The 18821-nt window shown below is 31.9% G+C and carries 15 protein-coding genes; 5 read left to right on the forward strand and 10 right to left on the reverse strand.

What is annotated here, in order from left to right:
* Nucleotides 1-33: 33 nt before the first annotated feature.
* From M9Q43_RS08670 to prfB, 4 genes are all read right to left on the reverse strand, one after another.
* Nucleotides 34-1662: an acyl-CoA carboxylase subunit beta gene (locus M9Q43_RS08670; protein ID WP_262318537.1), complete on the reverse strand. Its 1629-nt coding sequence runs from the start codon at nucleotides 1660-1662 to the stop codon at nucleotides 34-36.
* Between the two features lie 94 nt (nucleotides 1663-1756).
* Entirely contained in the window at nucleotides 1757-2755 is a 999-nt protein-coding gene (gene lpxD, locus M9Q43_RS08675) for a UDP-3-O-(3-hydroxymyristoyl)glucosamine N-acyltransferase (protein ID WP_262318538.1), read from the reverse strand.
* A gap of 111 nt (nucleotides 2756-2866) precedes the next feature.
* On the reverse strand, nucleotides 2867-4135 hold the full coding sequence (locus tag M9Q43_RS08680) for a PorT family protein (RefSeq protein WP_262318539.1): 1269 nt from the start codon (nucleotides 4133-4135) through the stop codon (nucleotides 2867-2869).
* Nucleotides 4136-4165: 30 nt separating this feature from the next.
* Nucleotides 4166-5264 (reverse strand): peptide chain release factor 2 gene (prfB, locus tag M9Q43_RS08685; protein ID WP_262318540.1). Its coding sequence is split into 2 segments (ribosomal slippage): nucleotides 4166-5200 and nucleotides 5202-5264, totalling 1098 coding nucleotides; the frame shifts between segments, so codons are not numbered across the junction.
* Nucleotides 5265-5418: 154 nt separating this feature from the next.
* Here prfB and M9Q43_RS08690 point away from each other — a divergent pair.
* Nucleotides 5419-6444, forward strand: coding sequence for a threonine aldolase family protein (locus M9Q43_RS08690; protein WP_262318541.1), 1026 nt, complete (start codon nucleotides 5419-5421; stop codon nucleotides 6442-6444).
* A 78-nt stretch (nucleotides 6445-6522) separates the two neighbouring features.
* Complete coding sequence (locus tag M9Q43_RS08695; protein WP_262318542.1) at nucleotides 6523-7296, forward strand: sulfite exporter TauE/SafE family protein; 774 nt, start codon at nucleotides 6523-6525, stop codon at nucleotides 7294-7296.
* Here the strand turns inward: M9Q43_RS08695 and M9Q43_RS08700 are convergent.
* Nucleotides 7289-7612, reverse strand: a complete 324-nt coding sequence (locus M9Q43_RS08700; RefSeq protein WP_262318543.1) for a YbaB/EbfC family nucleoid-associated protein — start codon at nucleotides 7610-7612, stop codon at nucleotides 7289-7291. The two genes, M9Q43_RS08695 and M9Q43_RS08700, sit on opposite strands and share 8 nt — an antisense overlap.
* A 64-nt stretch (nucleotides 7613-7676) precedes the next feature.
* Here M9Q43_RS08700 and M9Q43_RS08705 point away from each other — a divergent pair, with 64 nt between their 5' ends.
* Nucleotides 7677-9812 carry a S9 family peptidase gene (locus tag M9Q43_RS08705; protein WP_408611250.1) on the forward strand — a complete coding sequence of 712 codons (2136 nt, stop codon included), beginning with the start codon at nucleotides 7677-7679 and terminating at the stop codon, nucleotides 9810-9812.
* A 138-nt stretch (nucleotides 9813-9950) separates the two neighbouring features.
* Nucleotides 9951-10991 carry a PLP-dependent cysteine synthase family protein gene (locus tag M9Q43_RS08710; RefSeq protein ID WP_262318544.1) on the forward strand — a complete coding sequence of 347 codons (1041 nt, stop codon included), beginning with the start codon at nucleotides 9951-9953 and terminating at the stop codon, nucleotides 10989-10991.
* 70 nt (nucleotides 10992-11061) lie between these two features.
* Here M9Q43_RS08710 and M9Q43_RS08715 read toward each other — a convergent pair whose 3' ends face one another.
* From M9Q43_RS08715 to gcvT, 5 genes are all read right to left on the reverse strand, one after another.
* Nucleotides 11062-11805 (reverse strand): hypothetical protein, encoded by a 744-nt coding sequence (locus M9Q43_RS08715; protein ID WP_262318545.1) that lies wholly within the window; start codon nucleotides 11803-11805, stop codon nucleotides 11062-11064.
* A gap of 67 nt (nucleotides 11806-11872) precedes the next feature.
* A complete protein-coding gene (locus M9Q43_RS08720; RefSeq protein WP_262318546.1) occupies nucleotides 11873-12976 on the reverse strand; it encodes a protein kinase domain-containing protein in 1104 nt (367 codons plus the stop codon).
* Between the two features lie 127 nt (nucleotides 12977-13103).
* A complete protein-coding gene (locus M9Q43_RS08725) occupies nucleotides 13104-13823 on the reverse strand; it encodes a YebC/PmpR family DNA-binding transcriptional regulator (protein ID WP_262318547.1) in 720 nt (239 codons plus the stop codon).
* 184 nt (nucleotides 13824-14007) lie between these two features.
* Nucleotides 14008-16032 (reverse strand): S41 family peptidase, encoded by a 2025-nt coding sequence (locus M9Q43_RS08730; RefSeq protein WP_262318548.1) that lies wholly within the window; start codon nucleotides 16030-16032, stop codon nucleotides 14008-14010.
* Between the two features lie 12 nt (nucleotides 16033-16044).
* Nucleotides 16045-17127, reverse strand: coding sequence for a glycine cleavage system aminomethyltransferase GcvT (gcvT, locus tag M9Q43_RS08735; protein WP_262318549.1), 1083 nt, complete (start codon nucleotides 17125-17127; stop codon nucleotides 16045-16047).
* 163 nt (nucleotides 17128-17290) lie between these two features.
* On the opposite strand from gcvT, the gene hutH reads away from it, so the two are divergent.
* Nucleotides 17291-18793 (forward strand): histidine ammonia-lyase, encoded by a 1503-nt coding sequence (gene hutH / locus M9Q43_RS08740; protein ID WP_262318550.1) that lies wholly within the window; start codon nucleotides 17291-17293, stop codon nucleotides 18791-18793.
* The last annotated feature ends 28 nt before the right edge of the window (nucleotides 18794-18821 follow it).

Genomic DNA, 18821 nt, shown 5'->3' on the forward strand with positions numbered 1-18821 from the left:
TTCGTGGTTATTAAGTTTTTAAATTTTTGTTTATTACACCTGAATTACTCCTAAATTAAATTGCTTTTCAATAGGAGCATGGTTAGCCGCTTCAATTCCCATAGAAATCCAATTTCTGGTTTCTAAAGGATCAATGATAGCGTCTGTCCACAAACGAGAAGCTGCATAGTAAGGTGAAACTTGTTCGTCGTAACGGGCTTTGATTTTATCGAATAACTCTTTTTCTTTTACTTCATCAATTACTTCGCCTTTTGCTTTTAAAGAAGAAGCTTCAATTTGTGCTAATACTTTTGCTGCTTGCGTTCCGCCCATAACGGCTAATTCTGCACTTGGCCAAGCGAAAATTAATCTTGGATCGTAGGCTTTTCCACACATAGCATAATTTCCAGCTCCGTATGAATTTCCGACAATTACAGTAAATTTAGGAACTACCGTATTTGCCATCGCGTTTACCATTTTAGCACCATCTTTGATAATTCCTCCATGTTCTGATTTGGATCCTACCATAAATCCGGTAACATCTTGTACGAATACTAATGGAATTTTCTTCTGGTTACAATTGGCAATAAAACGTGTTGCTTTATCAGCCGAATCCGAATAAATTGCTCCACCAAACTGCATTTCACCTTTGGCATTTTTCACAATTTTACGTTGGTTAGCAACAATTCCAACTGCCCAACCATCGATGCGAGCGTAAGCTGTGATTAAGGTTTTTCCGTAATCGCCTTTATATTCGTCAAATTCTGAATTATCTACCAAACGTTTGATGATTTCATACATATCGTATTGGTCAGCTCTTGATTTTGGTAAAATTCCGTAAATATCTTTTGGTTCTAAAGCTGGTTTTTCTGCTTTCACACGATTGTATCCTGCTTTATCGAAATCACCAATTTTGCCTACGATACTTTTAATTCTGTTTAAAGCATCTTTGTCATCCTTAGCTTTATAATCTGTAACACCTGAAATTTCGCAATGTGTTGTTGCTCCACCAAGCGTTTCATTATCAATAGTTTCTCCAATAGCTGCTTTCACTAAGTAACTTCCAGCTAAGAAAATACTTCCAGTTTTATCTACAATCATGGCTTCATCGCTCATAATAGGTAAATAAGCTCCACCAGCCACACAACTTCCCATTACAGCGGCAATTTGGGTAATTCCCATGCTGCTCATGATAGCATTGTTTCTAAAAATACGACCAAAGTGTTCTTTATCTGGGAAAATTTCGTCTTGCATTGGTAAATATACACCAGCCGAATCCACTAAATAGATAATTGGCAAGCGATTTTCCATGGCAATTTCTTGAGCGCGAAGATTCTTTTTTCCAGTAATTGGAAACCAAGCACCTGCTTTAACTGTAGCGTCATTAGCCACAACAATACATTGTTTTCCAGAAATAAATCCGATTTTTACAACAACTCCTCCAGAAGGACAACCACCGTGTTCTTTATACATACCGTCGCCAACAAAAGCACCAATTTCAATGCTTTTTGCTTTTTCATCCAAAAGATAATCGATGCGTTCGCGTGCTGTCATTTTTCCTTCAGCATGTAATTTTTCGATACGTTTTGGTCCGCCACCTAATTTAACTTGGGCGAATCGGTTTTTTAAATCGGAAAGTAAAAGTTTGTTATGATCTTCGTTTTTATTGAAATTAATGTCCATTTGGGTTTTGTTGTTTTATTGGTTGGCTAAAATACAAAATCCATCTGAAAAATAAATTCTTTAGATGGATTTAGTCTTAATTTTTAACTGATGTTTATTTTTTTGAATCGTTTACCATTCTTTTTAAAATTGCCCATTGTCTTAGTGCGTCTTTAGCATCAATTGCTGGATATCCTAACATTGTCTTACCTGCTTCAACATCGGCAGCAACACCAGAACCAGCGCCAATAATTGCGCCATCTCCAATAGTTGTATGGTCTTTAATAGAAGCGCTTCCTCCAATGATTACGCCATTTCCAAGTGTTACAGAACCCGCTAATCCACTATTTCCAGCCATAATACAGAACATTCCTAATTTAGAATTGTGTCCGATTTGAACTAAATTGTCAATTTTACAGCCATCACCTAAAATAGTTGAACTGAATTTACCTCTATCTACAGATGAATTAGCACCAATTTCTACATTATTTCCGATAATTACATTTCCAATTTGTGGAATTTTTACCAATCCTTTTTCAGGATCTGGTCGGAAACCAAAACCATCAGCTCCAATAGTTGCATTAGGATGAATAATACAATCGTTTCCAATATGACAACGTTCTCTGACAACAGCTCCTGGCCAAAGTGTAGTATTTTTGCCTATAGTACATTCGTCTAAAATGATTACATTTGGATACAAAATAGAATTTTCTCCAATTTTTACATTTGGACCAACATAACAATTTGCCCCAATTTTTGTACCATCACCAATTTGAGCAGTTTCGTCAATTGTTGCAGTAGGATGAATATCTGTTTTAAAAACGGGTGGAGGAGGAGCAAAAAGGGTCAAAACTTGCGACATTGCTAAATCGGCATTTTTTACTTTAATGAACGCTCTGTTTTCTTCTGGTTCGATTGAAATATCTTCGTTTACAACTGCTACACATGCTTTTGAAGTAGCCCAAAATTTCTCGTATTTTTTATTTCCAATGAATGATATTTCAGTTTCATTGGCTATTTCTAGTTTTTCGGGTGCTGTAATTTTTGTAGTTATTGAACCAACGATTGTTCCTTTAAGAACTTCATTGATTTCTTCAATTGTAAATTGTTTCATTAGTTAGTTTATTGGGTTTAGTTTTGCCGAATATATAAAAAGATTTTAGTTTTTTTTAATATTGTATAAAAAAATCCGAATTTCAACAACTGAAATTCGGATTCTTAAAAATCATAAAAATTGATACCTTAAGTTAAGTGAAAAATTTTTATAGTCAGCTTTATTTTCTTGATTTGCTTTCTCTAATATTTGAGTATTGCTAAATAGTCTTGATTCTATAGAGTATTTTTTATAGTTAAAGCCAATTCCAAAGGCTAAATTGTTTAGATTAGAAAACACATCCATATTTGCCGAAGTACTAAAACTATACTTAACACCATTAGTACCATTATTTATTTTTACATTGTATAGTCCATTTATAAAAATACTAAAATTATTATTCAAATAAAAATAATGTCTTAAACCAATTGGTATTTGTATATAATTATACTTTAATTCTACTTCTTGTTCATCTAAAGATGGAGAAAATTTGGCATAAAGTTTTTTTGATTTTTTATAGCTATTATAAGAAGGTTCAATTATTATTGACCATTTATTATTATTAAAAGGTAATATTAATTCGGCTTCAAAACCAAAACCTATACCATATAATGAACCAAAGTTTGCTGAGTAATCAGCACTTCCATATTTGGTTAAATTTGCTGAATGAAAATTATTAATAAGAGATGCTTTTAATTTGAATATTGGTTTATTCCCATTTTCAAATTTTTTAAAACTTGCATTTTCACATTCATTGTATTTTTCAAAGAAATTTGATAAAGTTGATTTTGAATACTCTAATTTACTAATATCATCTCTAGAATTATTGCAATTAACATTTAGGTTTAGTTGTTTTCTATAAATTCTATTGTAAAGTATTGTTGAATTTGGAATGATGTTATCAAGACCTTCCTTTTTATTAGCATTATAATCTTCTTCATCTGCTAAATAGGCTAAAAAGACCAATTGTTCTATATTAATTTTATCTGTTGAATAAAAGAACTTTTCAATCCCATTTTCATAAAAATAGTATAATGATGCTTTACCTTCGATTATTACTTTTAGAAGTACATCCTCACTTTTAAAATGAGGTGTTTTTGAATTATTTGTAAGTTGTCCAGATTTAACCGATGATTTTTCAATATCTACATTAAACCTTTTGAATTTTAACTTATTTTCAATCTCAAATTCTGAAATCTGAGAAGCATTTATTTCAATTGAATTTTCTTCTAAATTTGATTTAAAATCAATTGAATTTGGAGAGTTTTTCCAATCAGTATTCTTGATATAACCTTCTGTTTTTATACCATTTAAATTTATATAATATCCTTTTTCGAAATTTGTTTGTGCGGATAATAAACCACATACGCAAAGAAGAATTGTAATAAAGAGATGTTTCATTTTTTTATAATTTTTGAGTTTTTAAAAATTTTAGTTATCTTCTTTCTGTCCCATCATCATTAAATAGGCTTTTAAGAAATTATCGATATCACCGTTCATAATTCCCTCAACATCGCTGGATTCATATCCAGAACGAACGTCTTTAACTAATTTATAAGGATGCATCACATAATTTCTAATTTGTGAACCCCATTCGATTTTCATCTTACCAGCTTCGATATCGCTTCGTTGTGCTTGTTGTTTTTTTAGCTCAATTTCATACAACTGCGATTTCAACATTTGCATTGCTCGTTGACGGTTGTCTTGTTGCGAACGCGTTTCTGAACACTGAATTTGAATTCCCGTAGGCTTGTGGAATAATTGTACTTTGGTTTCTACTTTATTAACGTTTTGTCCACCAGCACCGCTCGAACGAGAAGTAATGATTTCAATATCTGCTGGGTTAATTTCAATTTCAATAGAATCATCCACCAAAGGATATACATAAACTGAAGCAAATGAAGTATGGCGTTTCGCATTACTATCAAAAGGAGAAATTCGCACCAAACGATGTACACCGTTTTCGCCTTTTAAATAGCCAAAAGCAAAATCGCCTTCGAATTCTAAGGTTACAGTTTTAATTCCCGCAACATCACCTTCTTGAAAGTTTAATTCTCTGATTTTATAGCCTTGTTTTTCGCCCCACATTAAATACATTCGCATTAACATAGAAGCCCAATCACAACTTTCGGTACCACCAGCCCCAGCAGTAATTTGCAGTACGGCACTCATGCTATCTCCTTCATCGGAAAGCATGTTTCTAAATTCTAAATCTTCAATGTGATTTAAAGTTTGTTGGTAAAGTGTTTCAACTTCTTCTTCGGTAACATCGCCTTCTTTGAAAAAATCCATCATAATCTGAAGTTCTTCAGAGAATTCTAATCCTTTGTTATAATCTTCCACCCATTTCTTTTTCGTTCGTAGGTTTCGGATAATAATTTCGGCTTCTTTGGCGTTGCTCCAAAAATCGGGAGCGAAGGTTTTTTCTTCCTCGTTAGTTATTTCAATCGTTTTGGCATCAATGTCAAAGATACCTCCTTAACGCACCAAGGCGATCAATAATATCTCTGACTTGTTCTGTATTTATCATAAATATTGTAGTTTTGTTTTGAAATGGGATGCCCTAGCCCCGATAGTAGTGGAAATCCTTTTTGTTTTTTCTAAAAAAAAATAAAAAGATTGCAACGGATAGCGGGAATTAGCTCCTAAAAATTTTTATCAAAAATAAGGTATCTGATTGATATATGGAAATAAATTTAGTGAGTGATACGGTAACCAAGCCTTCAGTGGAAATGTTGAACGTAATGTTTAACGCAAAAGTTGGTGATGATGTATATAAACAAGACCCAACAGTCAATGAGTTAGAGGAAACTTTGGCCGATTTGTTTGGAATGGAAGCTGCCTTATTTTTTCCTTCGGGAACTATGGCAAATCAGACAGCGATTAAGTTGCATACTCAGCCTGGCGAACAGGTAATTTGTGATAAATACTCGCACATTTATCATTATGAAGGTGGTGGCGCATCATTTAATAGCGGAGTTTCATGTTGTTTGGTAGATGGAAATCGAGGAATGATTACCGCCGATTTAGTTAAAAATGGAATCAACGATCCTGAATTTTATCACGCCCCATTAACTTCGTTAGTAAGTATTGAAAATACAACAAATAAAGGAGGCGGCGCTTGTTATGATTTACAACCATTACAAGAAATTAAACAAGTTTGCATCGACCATAATTTGAAATATCATTTAGACGGTGCGCGTTTGTGGAATGCTATGGTAGCAAAAAAACAACATCCGAAGCATTTTGGCGAATTGTTTGACACGATTTCGGTTTGTTTATCTAAAGGATTGGGCGCGCCAGTTGGTTCGGTTTTGCTAGGAAGTAAGGCGGATATGCATCGTGCTTTGCGTATTAGAAAGATTTTTGGAGGGAATATGCGTCAATCGGGATATTTGGCTGCGGCTGGATTATTTGCGTTACAAAATAATATCAGTCGTTTAGAAATTGACCATAGAAGAGCGAAAGAATTAGGAAGTTTGTTAGAAAAAATGCCTTGGGTTGCCAATGTGGAACCCGTGGAAACCAATATTTTGATTTTTGGTTTGCAACCTTTTGTAGATGAAAAGATTTTCATGGAAAAATTGAAACAAAAAGGGATTGCTATTAGTTCGATGGGACATGGAAAGCTAAGAATTGTAACGCATTTGGATTATAAAGAAGTCATGCACGAATATGTAATGGAAGTTTTCTCTAAACTAACTTTTTAATTTTTGGAACACAGATTTAAGAAATTAGAATAATTTGTAAAATTAAACCTGAAACTTGAAACCTGAAACAATAATTTTATGGAAATCATAATCATATCAATTGTTGCCTTTTTAACTGCTATTCTAACCTTTTTCTCAGGTTTTGGATTGGGAACTTTATTGACTCCGGTTTTCATGTTGTTCTTTCCAGTTGATATTGCGATTGGTTTGTGTGGATTAGTGCATTTTGCCAACAATTTATTCAAGTTTTTCTTGGTTGGGAAACACGCTAATAATGAAGTTTTACTAAAATTTGGAATTCCTGCAATTATTGCCGCTTTTGTGGGTTCTTGGTTGTTGTTGCAAATTTCCGATTTAGAACCTTTGTTTAGTTATTCCCTTTTTGGAAAAGAATTAGACGTTTTTCCAGTGAAATTCATCATTGCCATTTTATTAGTGATTTTTGCCCTTTTAGACTTGATTCCGTTTTTAAGTAAATTAGAATTTGGAAAAGATAAATTGCCTTTAGGTGGAATTTTAAGCGGATTTTTTGGTGGACTTTCGGGGCATCAAGGGGCTTTGCGAAGTGCGTTTTTGATTAAAGCCGGTTTATCCAAAGAAAGTTTCATCGCTACAGGAATTGTAGTTTCAATGTTTATCGATTTTACCCGATTGAGTGTTTACGCTTCTAAAATTACCACTTATACTTTGTATGAAAATAAAGTATTGTTGATTTCGGCTACACTTTGTGCTATTACGGGAGCGTATTTGGGTAACCAACTTTTAAAGAAAGTTACCCTAAAATTTCTCCAAGTTTTTGTAGCTGTTTTGTTGCTTTTAGTAGCAATCGCTTTAGGAATGGGAATTATTTAAACATATCCATTCCTGGAATGTTTGGCATGCCTTCTTTTGCCACAGCAGCTAATTCTGTTTCGTGAACGTTTGTAGCTTTTTCAATGGCTTTGTTTAAAACGTTAACTAAATAATCTTCAAGCATTTCCTTGTCTTGAAGTAAGTCATCACTTACGGTAATGTTTTTGATTTTTCGATTAGCTGTTAAAGTAACTTCTAGTAAGCCATCATTACTTTTTTCATCAATTAAAACAAAGTCTAAACGCTTCTTTGTTTCTTCTACTTTTTGTTGGGTTTCTTTAAGTTTACCCATCATGCCCATAATATCTCCAAACATAATTTTAATTTTTTTATTCCGACAAAAATACTAAATTAGCAGTTAATAATTATTGTAAAACTTCATGAAAAAAATCACGTATTTCCTTTTAGGTTGTGTTATTTTTGCTCCAGTTCACAGTCAAAATAAAACAAAAAAAATGTCTGATAAATTACAGCCACCAGTTGCTAAAATTGTTCCAAAAACATTAGAAAAGCACGGTGATAAAAGAATTGATAACTATTATTGGTTAAACGAAAGAGAAAACCCAGAAGTTATTGATTATTTGAATAAAGAAAACGAATATTACCAAAAATCAACGGCTCATACCAAACAATTACAAGACGAATTGTTCTTAGAAATGAAAGGTAGAATTAAGGAAGATGATAGTTCAGTTCCTTATTTTTATAACGGATATTACTACATTACACGTTATGAAACGGGTAAAGATTATCCAATTTATGCTCGTAAAAAAGGCAGTTTAGATGCTAAAGAAGAAATTTTGTTTGACTGCAATGAAATGGCAAAAGGACATTCTTATTTTAACTTAGGCGGTTTAAATATTAGTGAAGATAATAAATGGGCTGCTTTTGGAGTGGATTTAGTTTCGAGAAGACAATATACGATTCAAATTAAAAACTTAGAAACAGGTGAAATTCTTCCAGTGAAATTAGAAAACACAACAGGAGGTTCTACTTGGGCTGGCGATAACAAAACGTTGTTTTACACTCGTAAAGATGCTCAAACGTTACGTTCTGATAAAATTTACAAACATACTTTAGGAACTGATGCTTCGGCTGATACCATGGTTTTTCATGAAAAAGACGATACATTTGGCACGTTTGTTTACAAAGAAAAATCTAAAAAATATTTGGTGATTGGTTCTTCAAGTACTTTGACTTCTGAGTACCAAATTTTGGAATCTAAAAATCCTAATGGTGAATTTAGAATTTTCCAAAAAAGAACACGCGGATTAGAATATTCGATTTCGCATTATGGTGATAGTTTCTATATCGTAACCAATAAAGACAAAGCAACGAACTTCAAATTAATGAAAACACCAGAAACAGCGACTTCTGCTGAAAACTGGAAAGATTTAATTGGACACAGAAAAGATGTTTTATTAGAAGGAATCGAAATTTTTAAAGATTATTTAGTGGTTGAAGAACGTTCAAATGGTTTGAATAAAATTCAAATTCGTCCTTGGAATGGAAAAGGTGAGTATTATTTACCATTTGAAAGTGAAACCTATACAGCTTACACTACAACTAACGTTGATTTTGATACTGAAATTCTTCGTTATGGTTACCAATCTATGGCAACACCATCTTCTGTTATTGATTTCAACATGAGAACTCAGGAGAAAAAAGTATTGAAAGAGCAAGAAGTATTGGGTGGAAAATTCGACAAGAACAATTACATCGAAGAAAGAGTTTGGGCAACCGCAATTGACGGAACTAAAGTGCCAATCTCTATGGTCTACAGAAAAGGAATCAAAAAAGATGGTAAAAATCCATTGTTGTTATATGCTTATGGTTCTTATGGTGCTACTATGGATCCTTATTTTTCATCCACTCGTTTGAGTTTATTGGATAGAGGATTTATCTATGCGATTGCGCACATTAGAGGAGGCGAGGACTTAGGAAGAGAGTGGTATGAGAACGGAAAACTTTTGAAAAAAATTAACACTTTCACCGATTTTATTGACTGTTCGAAATTTGTTATTGCAGAAAAATACACTTCGGCATCACATTTGTATGCAGAAGGAGGATCGGCTGGTGGTTTGCTAATGGGAGCAATTGTTAATATGGCACCAGAATTATACAACGGAGTAATTGCACAAGTTCCGTTTGTAGATGTGGTTACCACCATGTTAGATGATACAATTCCGTTGACAACTGGAGAGTATGACGAATGGGGAAATCCGAACGAAAAAGTATATTATGATTACATGCTTTCGTATTCGCCTTACGACCAAGTTAAAAAACAAGATTATCCAAATATGTATGTGTCTACAGGGCTTCACGATTCGCAAGTGCAATATTTTGAACCTGCAAAATGGGTGGCAAAATTGCGTGTAATGAAAACTAATGACAAACAATTATTCTTAGATACTAACATGGATGCAGGACATGGAGGAGCTTCAGGACGATTTGAAGCACTTAAAGAATTAGCTAAAGAATTTGCATTTTTGTTAGATTTAGAAAAAATTAAGAAGTAGTTAAACTTTTTTTGTTAAATTTGCAAGGTTTTAGGAGTGCCAAAATAAGCCTTCTTATACAACCTAATTTTTATGAATAAGTAATTCAATTTGAGTTAACTGCCTCATATTCAATTTAAAAAACAAATATTATCTTCTATGAAAGATGAAATAAAAGCCTATAATAATGTTTTAGAATTAATTGGAAATACGCCATTAATTAAATTAAGTAAGGTTACAGCAGACATGTCTGGTGATTTTTATGCAAAAGTTGAAGCTTTTAATCCAGGACATTCTACAAAAGACCGCATCGCATTATACATTATTGAAGAAGCTGAAAAAAGAGGAATTCTAAAACCTGGTGATACCATTATTGAAACCACTTCTGGAAACACTGGATTTAGTTTAGCAATGGTAAGCATTATCAAAGGTTATGATTGTATTTTAGCTGTGAGTTCAAAATCATCAAGAGACAAAATTGATATGCTGCGTTCTATGGGTGCAAAAGTTTATGTTTGCCCAGCACACGTATCAGCAGATGACGACCGTTCTTACTACAATGTTGCTAAACGATTGCACGAAGAAACAAAAGGTTCGGTTTACATTAACCAATATTTTAATGAACTTAATGTAGATGCACATTACAAGTCTACTGGTCCAGAAATTTGGGAACAAACTGCTGGACAAATTACGCACTTAGTTGCATGTAGTGGAACTGGAGGAACTATTTCTGGAACCGCACGTTTTTTGAAAGAAAAAAATCCAAATATTAGAATTTTAGGAGTTGATGCTTTTGGTTCGGTTTTAAAAAAATACCATGAAACAAAAGAGTTTGACAACGATGAAATTTATCCGTACCGTATTGAAGGTTTAGGTAAGAATTTAATTCCAACAGCAACCGATTTTGATATCATTGATAAATTCATCAAAGTTTCAGATGAAGAAAGTGCACACACTACAAGAGAATTAGCTAAGAAAGAAGGTTTATTCGTAGGATATACATCTGGAGCAGCTTTTCAAGCGGTGAAACAATATGCTGAAGAAGGAGAATTTGACGAAAATAGTAAAGTAGTTATCATTTTCCCAGATCATGGTTCACGATACATGAGTAAAGTATTTAGCGATGATTGGATGAGCGAACAAGGTTTCTTTGATTCAGTAAATCAAGAAGCTGCTTTAAAAATTGAAATTATCAAGTAATTTGATTTTAGATATATAAAAAAATCCCAATTGCAAGATTGGGATTTTTTTTGTTTAGAGAATTTGAGTTCTATTTACTTTTCATAAACTGATTGATTAATTGTATTGTTATAAAAATAATAATATATATTACTATCCTTACCCAAGTTTTGTCTTTAGCGTTATTTCTTTTAATTTCTTCTACATAATCATCTACATCATAAACGCGAAAATTATAGGTCTTTAAAATTTCATCAGCTTCTTCCAAGTTCAATTCGACTCCTAATCTTCTTTTTGTAATACCAAAGGTAAATTCCTCCATTAAATTTGGCTCGCTATAATAATCATCTTCATTTCCTGTATGGTCTAAATCCCAAAATAATTCATCTTCAATTTGTATAGCATCTTTATAGAGTAGATTTTCTTCTTCAAATTTTTCTCCAAATTCTATTTTTTCTTCTTGAGAAACAATTTTTAATCTGGTTTTCTTTCCTTTTTGTATTAGACTGTATGCATGAAAGTCACTAACACTATGGCAAGCCACTGCTAAAATCTCAGAATTTAGAAACAAACTTGAAATATTCTTTTCACCTTCGGTAAGATCTAAGTTGTTGTTTTCTGATAAAAAGTATTCGGTTAATTTGTAGTCATCACAGATAACGATATTATCATTAATATTTCCAATACAAATTTTATTTTTTGTACCTAATGCTGTTTCAAAGTCAACAGTATCCACTTTCTTTATTGTACGAAATCCTGCTTTTTTAAGTAGTAATTCATCATTTGAAAACTTATTGTTGTTTTCTATTATGACTAATGATATTTTCCAACCCATAGTGTGGATTTTTTATTGTTTTTTGTTTTGTGGGCACGGAATGCAATTCTGTGCTATCGGGGTGTTTTTATTCTAACAGCAACTCTTCTAGCTCTTTATTGTTATCTTCAACAAAAGGCATTAATTCATCAATTTTTTTCCATTTCAAAAATTTAGAAGTAAACCAAATCCTAAAATTATATTCGTATGGACCTTCAAAAGTTTTTCCCGTATTTGTAATCCATAAACTCCAATCAAGAAGTCCAACTTGTTTTAGTGAAAAAAATTTTGGACTAAAGTGATTTTTTAAATCAGTTTCAATCTTTAATCTTCTTGTATCATGATATTGAATTTTTATTCCATTTTTAATGTTTTCAAGATATTTTTCTTCTTTTTCAGTAAGTTGAGAAATATGTTTATTTGGAATTTTTTGATTTTTACTTTCAATTGCCATATGCAACTGATTTAAAGTAGTTAATTTGAAAAGATTTGATAATACATTTAAAGATTTGTCATTAATCAATGATAGGTCAAAACTAATTTCATCAAACAATTCAATTTCTTTTTTTAAACCTTTAAATGTTTTGATAGATTGGCAATAATTATAAATAATTTCAAACCTTTTTTTGTCTGATTCTTTACATTTTGAATAAAATTCACCAACTATTCTCTTAAAATCATCAAGGTCTTTACTTTGGTTTATTGTTTTTGGTAAATTATAATCCCACCATAAAAAATCAATAATTTTTAAATAGCCAAAATCATTTATTAAAATATTCTCATTATGTAAATCACTATGAAATATTTCAAAATTGTGAGCTTTTTCCATTCCAGAAGCCAATTGTAATGTTAAATCTAAAAGAACTTCATAGATTATATATTCTCGGTTATCTAAAAAATTTTGAAGAGATTGTCCTTCAATAAAATCCATTATATAGCAGCTTTTTGTGGAAGTTGAAGTCTTACCGGTCGCAAGGTAGTAAACAGTAGCAATTTCAGGTTCTCCAGAAAGAAGTGCAAGTTTTTTGAATTCAGTTAGTAAATAAACGTCATCTGAATCATCATAATATGAAATAAATTTTGCAATTAATTTTTTACCTGTAGATTCATCTTTAAATTTATATGTAGTTTCTTCTTTAAGACATTCTACATTGTCTAATTGAAAAATTTTCGTTTGTCTAAAATCGTACATTTCGTTTTTTTAAAATTACGCCTAACTTGTAAATAGTATCACAAAATTATTACTTTTTATAATGCTAATATATAAAAAAATCCTCACAATTTCTTGCGAGGATTTCGTATATAAGATAGAAAAAGAATTACTCAGCGCTTTCTTGCATCGTGTGATATACGTTCATTACGTCATCGTCTTCTTCAATTTTTTCTAATAGTTTTTCAACATCCGCTACTTGGTCTGGTGTTAATTCTTTTGTTATTTGTGGTATTCTTTCAAATCCAGAAGATAAGATTTCTAAACCACGAGATTCTAATTCTTTTTGAATTGTTCCAAAGCTTTCAAAAGGAGCGTACATTAAAATACCGTCTTCGTCAGCAAAGATTTCTTCTACACCAAAATCAATCATTTCTAATTCTAATTCTTCCACATCTTGTCCTTCTGCCGGAATTCTAAAATTACATGTATGATCAAACATAAATTCAACCGAACCTTGTGTTCCAAACGTTCCGTTGCATTTGTTAAAGTAACTTCTAATGTTAGCAACTGTTCTGTTGTTGTTATCAGTAGCGGTTTCAATTAAAATCGCAATTCCGTGTGGTGCATAACCTTCAAACAACACTTCTTTAAAGTTAGCCGTGTCTTTATCCGAAGCTTTTTTAATAGCGCGTTCTACGTTATCTTTAGGCATATTAGCAGCCTTCGCATTCTGAATTACCGCTCTTAAACGTGAGTTGGTTTCAGGATTTGGTCCGCCTTCTTTAACGGCCATTACAATATCTTTTCCTATACGTGTAAACGTTTTAGCCATTGCTGACCAACGTTTCATTTTACGGGCTTTTCTAAATTCAAACGCTCTTCCCATTACTATATACTATGTTTCTTGTTAGAAATTATTTAATTAATTTTTTGCAAAATTAAACTTTTTTATCGGTTGAACAAGTATTAATCATTTGGAACATGACAAGAAATAAATTGTTCGCCAGTTGTGTTTCATTGATTAATCATGTTGTTTCTATCTTGTGTAAATTTGCTGTTGATTTATATTGCTAATGTGTTAAATCATAAATAATTGTAATGGCTTCAAAGACGCGAGCGTTTTTCTGCAATTCTTTCATTTTTTCAGCATTATTAGTTTTGAAATAGCTATCAAATTTTATTTTTTCGGCTTCAATCGAAGTGTTTTTAATTAAAAAACCAAACATCTTATCGTTGATTTTTTTCGTTTCTGTGTATAAATCATTAGAACGATGTACCTCATCAAAAACAGTATTAAAAGTTAATAGTAACGGTTTTCTTTCGGCTTTAATGAACGTTTCTAATTTGCCATTTAACGATTCAATTTCTTTAAAATATGCACTTTCGAGCACTCGATGTTTACTTTTTTGAATGATAGGCTCAAAGTTGTTGGTGTGTTTTTTAAAACTCAATTTTGGAACAATACTATCGTTTGCTAAAACTTGTTTGTATTGCGATTCTTTTGGCATGAAATTTTCAAACAATAACGGAAGTTTTACATCAGGAATTAATCCAGTGTTTTGATGACTTTTTCCTGTAATTCTGTAAAACTTTTGTCCTGTAATTTTGATGAAATCCTTATTTTCATACGAATCTTCAAATGGAATTATACTTTGTGTTGAAGCTTTTCCATACGTTTCATTTCCAATAATTATTCCTCTATTGTAATCTTGAATCGCATTTGCAAAAAATTCACTTGCCGAAGCAGAAAATCCGTTTACAATAACCACTATTGGACCACTATAAACCACTCCACGATTAAAATCTTTTAGTGTTTCAATGTTGTTATATTTATCATGAACTAAAGCAACTGGACCAATATCAATAAACATTCCAACCATTTTTATGGCTTCGGTAATGCTTCCGCCACCATTATTGTCTAAATCGATGATGATTCCGTCAACTTTATCTTCTTGAAGTTTGATGATTTCTCTAGCAACATCATTTGATAGATTATTGCTTCCTTCTTCATCACTATAAAAACTTGGAATTTTTATATAACCAACTTTAGCTTTGTTTTCAACAATGAAGCTATAGGCTAAATTTTCCTCAGTTTTCATTATCTTTTTTTCGAGCTTCGCATTAAAAATATCGCCTGTTTTTTTTCTGAACGTAAATTCTAAAATAGTATAATTATCTGAAGAAATTAACTCAGAAACTTTATCGATAGTTGCACAACTAATGGCAAAATCGTCTTTGTCGTGTTTAATTTTTAAAAGCTGGTCTCCGCTATCGATTTTTCCATATTCAAAAGCTGGGCTGCCTGGAATAATTTCGGCAACTAATAAATTTTCATTATCATCAAATTCAAAATTAATTCCCACAGAACTACTACTAGCTGTTACAGTCGACATAAAACTTTCTTTTTCAGAATAGTTAAAATAGGAGGTATGTGGATCAAAATAACTGGAATAGGCTAATAAAAAACTGTCATAAAAAGAATCATAAAATGAAGAATCATCTTTTATAAGGCTATTTAGAATACATTTTTTGTTTTCAAAAATTTTTGTTTTTGATGTTTCGGCAATTTTATCAAAATTATTTACTAGAGAATCTTTGTTTTTACTTTGCTCTGCAATATCAATTAGAATATCATAAGTAACACTTTTACGAATAAAATTTTTCATTCGCTCTTCGTTTTTGATATACTGTCTATTTTTACTGATAAAAAATAAAGTATCTTTTGTATTATAAACAATGTTTTGCTTTTCTAAAGCTTCAATCATTGCTAAATTTCGTTGTAATGCATTTTTGTAAGTAAGTGCAATTTCATCTAAGAATGAACAATCTTTTGCAGCAATATAGTTGTCTATTTTAAATTTATGACGACTTAGTTTTTTTTCTTCAGCAATTGTGAAAAAGTTTTTGTCTTGGTCTAAGATTTCAAAAAAAGCATCATAAACATTTGCCGATAAACTATCGTCTATTGGCTTCATTTTATAATGATTTACTTTAAGTAGAGAATTTATTTTTTTTATTTTTTCACAGGCTTTTCCAGCGTTTTGGGCATAAAGTCCACACTGAAAAAGCACTATGAAATATAAAATTTTATTCATCAACAAGCGTGACTATTTTTTATAAAATGGCATTTTAACCACTTTTGCTTTGATGTCTTTATTTCTAATTCTGATATAAATTTCAGAATCTGGCGTTGACAATTCTGTTGGAACATAACCCATTCCGATAGCAATTCCCATAGAAGGTGATTGCGTTCCAGAAGTTACAATTCCGACTACATTTCCATTAGCATCAGCAATTTCGTAATCGTGACGAGGAATTCCTCTTTCTACCATTTCGAAACCAACTAATTTACGAGAAACACCCGCTTCTTTTTGTTTCTTTAAGTTTTCTGAATTCGTGAATTCTTTGTCGAATTTTGTAATCCATCCTAAACCAGCTTCTAATGGAGAAGTTGTATCGTTGATATCGTTACCGTATAAACAGAATCCCATTTCTAAACGTAACGTATCACGTGCTGCTAATCCAATTGGTTTAATTCCGAAGGCTGCTCCAGCTTCAAAAACTTTGTTCCAAATGTATTCTGCATCTTCGTTTTTAAAATAAATTTCAAATCCACCCGAACCTGTATAACCTGTAGCAGAAACAATTACATCGCTTTTTCCAGCAAATTCACCAATTTGGAATGTGTAATATCCCATATTAGTTAAATCGATAGAAGTTAAGGATTGCATAGCCTCTGCAGCTTTTGGTCCTTGAATTGCTAATAAAGAATATCCTTCAGAAAGATTTTGCATATCTACACCTAAATCATTGTGTGAAGAAATCCAATTCCAATCTTTTTCAATGTTTGAAGCATTCACAACTAACATATAATGATTGTCAGCAATTTTATAAACGATTAAATCGTCAACAATTCCGCCTTCGTTATTTGGTAAACAAGAATATTGTGCTTTTCCATCAACTAATTTAGAAGCGTCATTTGAAGTTACTTTCTGAATTAAAGCCAACGCATTTTCTCCTTTTAAGAAAAATTCTCCCATGTGAGAAACGTCGAAAACACCAACGCCATTTCTAACGATTTCGTGTTCTGCATTTACTCCTTCATATTGCACAGGCATATTGTATCCTGCAAACGGAACCATTTTAGCTCCTAAACTTTCGTGAATGTGCGTTAACGCTGTATTTTTCATGATTTAGTGTTGAATATTTTAAGACTGCTAATTTATTGAAAAATCTTAAAAATAGCATTAGAATTGGTATAAATAGTAAGCAATATTTATTTTTTGTTAATATTGATAATAAATCTTGCATTTTAACAATTGTTTGCGGAATTTTGGACTTTAAATTTTTGACATGGAAACCATACATTATATAAGTTCAGATTTATTATCAATAGAAACTATTAACGAAGTTGTATTTCAAGGTAAAACATTAGCTCTTTCAGAAGAAGCTGTTGTTAACATTGAAAAATGCCGAAAGTATCTAGATGATAAGATGCAATCGAATTCTGATCCAATTTACGGTATTAACACTGGTTTTGGTTCATTATGTAATGTAAAGATTTCGAATGAAAACTTATCAAAGCTTCAAGAAAACCTTGTGAAATCTCACGCTTGCGGAACGGGTGAAGAAGTGCCTCATGAAATTGTAAAAATCATGTTGTTGCTTAAAATTCAATCGTTAAGTTATGGACATTCTGGTGTTCAGTTAGTAACCGTGCAACGTTTGATTGATTTTTATAACAATGATATTTTACCCGTAATTTATACGCAAGGTTCATTAGGAGCTTCGGGCGATTTAGCTCCGTTAGCGCATTTATCGTTGCCATTATTAGGAGAAGGCGAAGTGTATTTAGATGGTTTCAGACAGCCTTCAGCTAAAGTATTAGAGAAATTTGGTTGGGAACCAATCGTTTTACAATCAAAAGAAGGTTTAGCTTTATTGAATGGAACGCAATTCATGAGTGCTTATGGAGTTTATTGCTTAATAAAATCGCAAAAATTGTCTTATTTAGCCGATGTAATCGGAGCAGTTTCATTAGAAGGTTTTGATGGAAGATTAGAACCATTTACTGATTTGATTCACTTAGTTCGCCCACACAAAGGACAAATTCAAACGGCTGAACATTTTAGAGATTTATTAGAAGATAGCGAAATCATTGCGCAACCAAAAGTTCATGTACAAGATCCATATTCATTCCGTTGTATTCCACAAGTGCATGGTGCTTCAAAAGATACTATTGATTATGTAAAGAAAGTATTCCGTACTGAAATCAACTCTGTTACAGATAATCCAAATATTTTTGTTGGAGAAGATTTGATTATTTCAGGTGGAAATTTCCACGGACAACCATTGGCATTAGCTTTAGATTTCTTAGGAATAGCGTTATCAGAATTAGGAAGTATTTCGGAAAGAAGAACCTATCAATTGATTTCTGGATTAAGAGGTTTACCAGCGTTTTTAGTGAACGATCCAGGATTGAATTCAGGTTTTATGATTCCACAATATACAGCGGCAAGTATCGCTAGTCAAAACAAACAATTAGCAACTCCAGCAAGCATTGATAGTATTGTTTCGTCAAACGGACAAGAAGATCACGTGAGTATGGGAGCAAACGCAGCAACAAAAACATTAAGAATAGTTGAAAATATTGAGCGCATTTTAGCCATTGAGTTATTAAACGGTTCTCAAGCCTTAGAATTCAGAAGACCTTTACAATCGAGTGCATTTATTGAAAGTTTTGTGAAATCATATAGAGAAGAAGTTTCATTTGTGTCAGAAGATAGAATTTTACATTACGATATTGAAAAATCGGTTTCTTTTTTGAATAGTTTTCAAATTGAAATGGAAGATTAAGATAAAAAAAATGCTATTGGATAACAAT

Origin of the sequence: Flavobacterium odoriferum, from assembly GCF_025499515.1 — a bacterium.
Taxonomy (GTDB): Bacteria; Bacteroidota; Bacteroidia; order Flavobacteriales; family Flavobacteriaceae; genus Flavobacterium; species Flavobacterium odoriferum.

Coding starts and splice junctions, on each gene's coding strand:
- M9Q43_RS08670 (WP_262318537.1), bottom strand. CDS start 1,662: ATGGACATTAATTTCAATAAAAACGAAGATCATAACAAACTTTTACTT.
- hutH (WP_262318550.1), top strand. CDS start 17,291: ATGGAAACCATACATTATATAAGTTCAGATTTATTATCAATAGAAACT.
- M9Q43_RS08710 (WP_262318544.1), top strand. CDS start 9,951: ATGAAAGATGAAATAAAAGCCTATAATAATGTTTTAGAATTAATTGGA.
- M9Q43_RS08715 (WP_262318545.1), bottom strand. CDS start 11,805: ATGGGTTGGAAAATATCATTAGTCATAATAGAAAACAACAATAAGTTT.
- M9Q43_RS08725 (WP_262318547.1), bottom strand. CDS start 13,823: ATGGGAAGAGCGTTTGAATTTAGAAAAGCCCGTAAAATGAAACGTTGG.
- M9Q43_RS08705 (WP_408611250.1), top strand. CDS start 7,677: ATGAAAAAAATCACGTATTTCCTTTTAGGTTGTGTTATTTTTGCTCCA.
- M9Q43_RS08720 (WP_262318546.1), bottom strand. CDS start 12,976: ATGTACGATTTTAGACAAACGAAAATTTTTCAATTAGACAATGTAGAA.
- gcvT (WP_262318549.1), bottom strand. CDS start 17,127: ATGAAAAATACAGCGTTAACGCACATTCACGAAAGTTTAGGAGCTAAA.
- M9Q43_RS08730 (WP_262318548.1), bottom strand. CDS start 16,032: ATGAATAAAATTTTATATTTCATAGTGCTTTTTCAGTGTGGACTTTAT.
- M9Q43_RS08695 (WP_262318542.1), top strand. CDS start 6,523: ATGGAAATCATAATCATATCAATTGTTGCCTTTTTAACTGCTATTCTA.
- lpxD (WP_262318538.1), bottom strand. CDS start 2,755: ATGAAACAATTTACAATTGAAGAAATCAATGAAGTTCTTAAAGGAACA.
- M9Q43_RS08690 (WP_262318541.1), top strand. CDS start 5,419: ATGGAAATAAATTTAGTGAGTGATACGGTAACCAAGCCTTCAGTGGAA.
- M9Q43_RS08700 (WP_262318543.1), bottom strand. CDS start 7,612: ATGTTTGGAGATATTATGGGCATGATGGGTAAACTTAAAGAAACCCAA.
- M9Q43_RS08680 (WP_262318539.1), bottom strand. CDS start 4,135: ATGAAACATCTCTTTATTACAATTCTTCTTTGCGTATGTGGTTTATTA.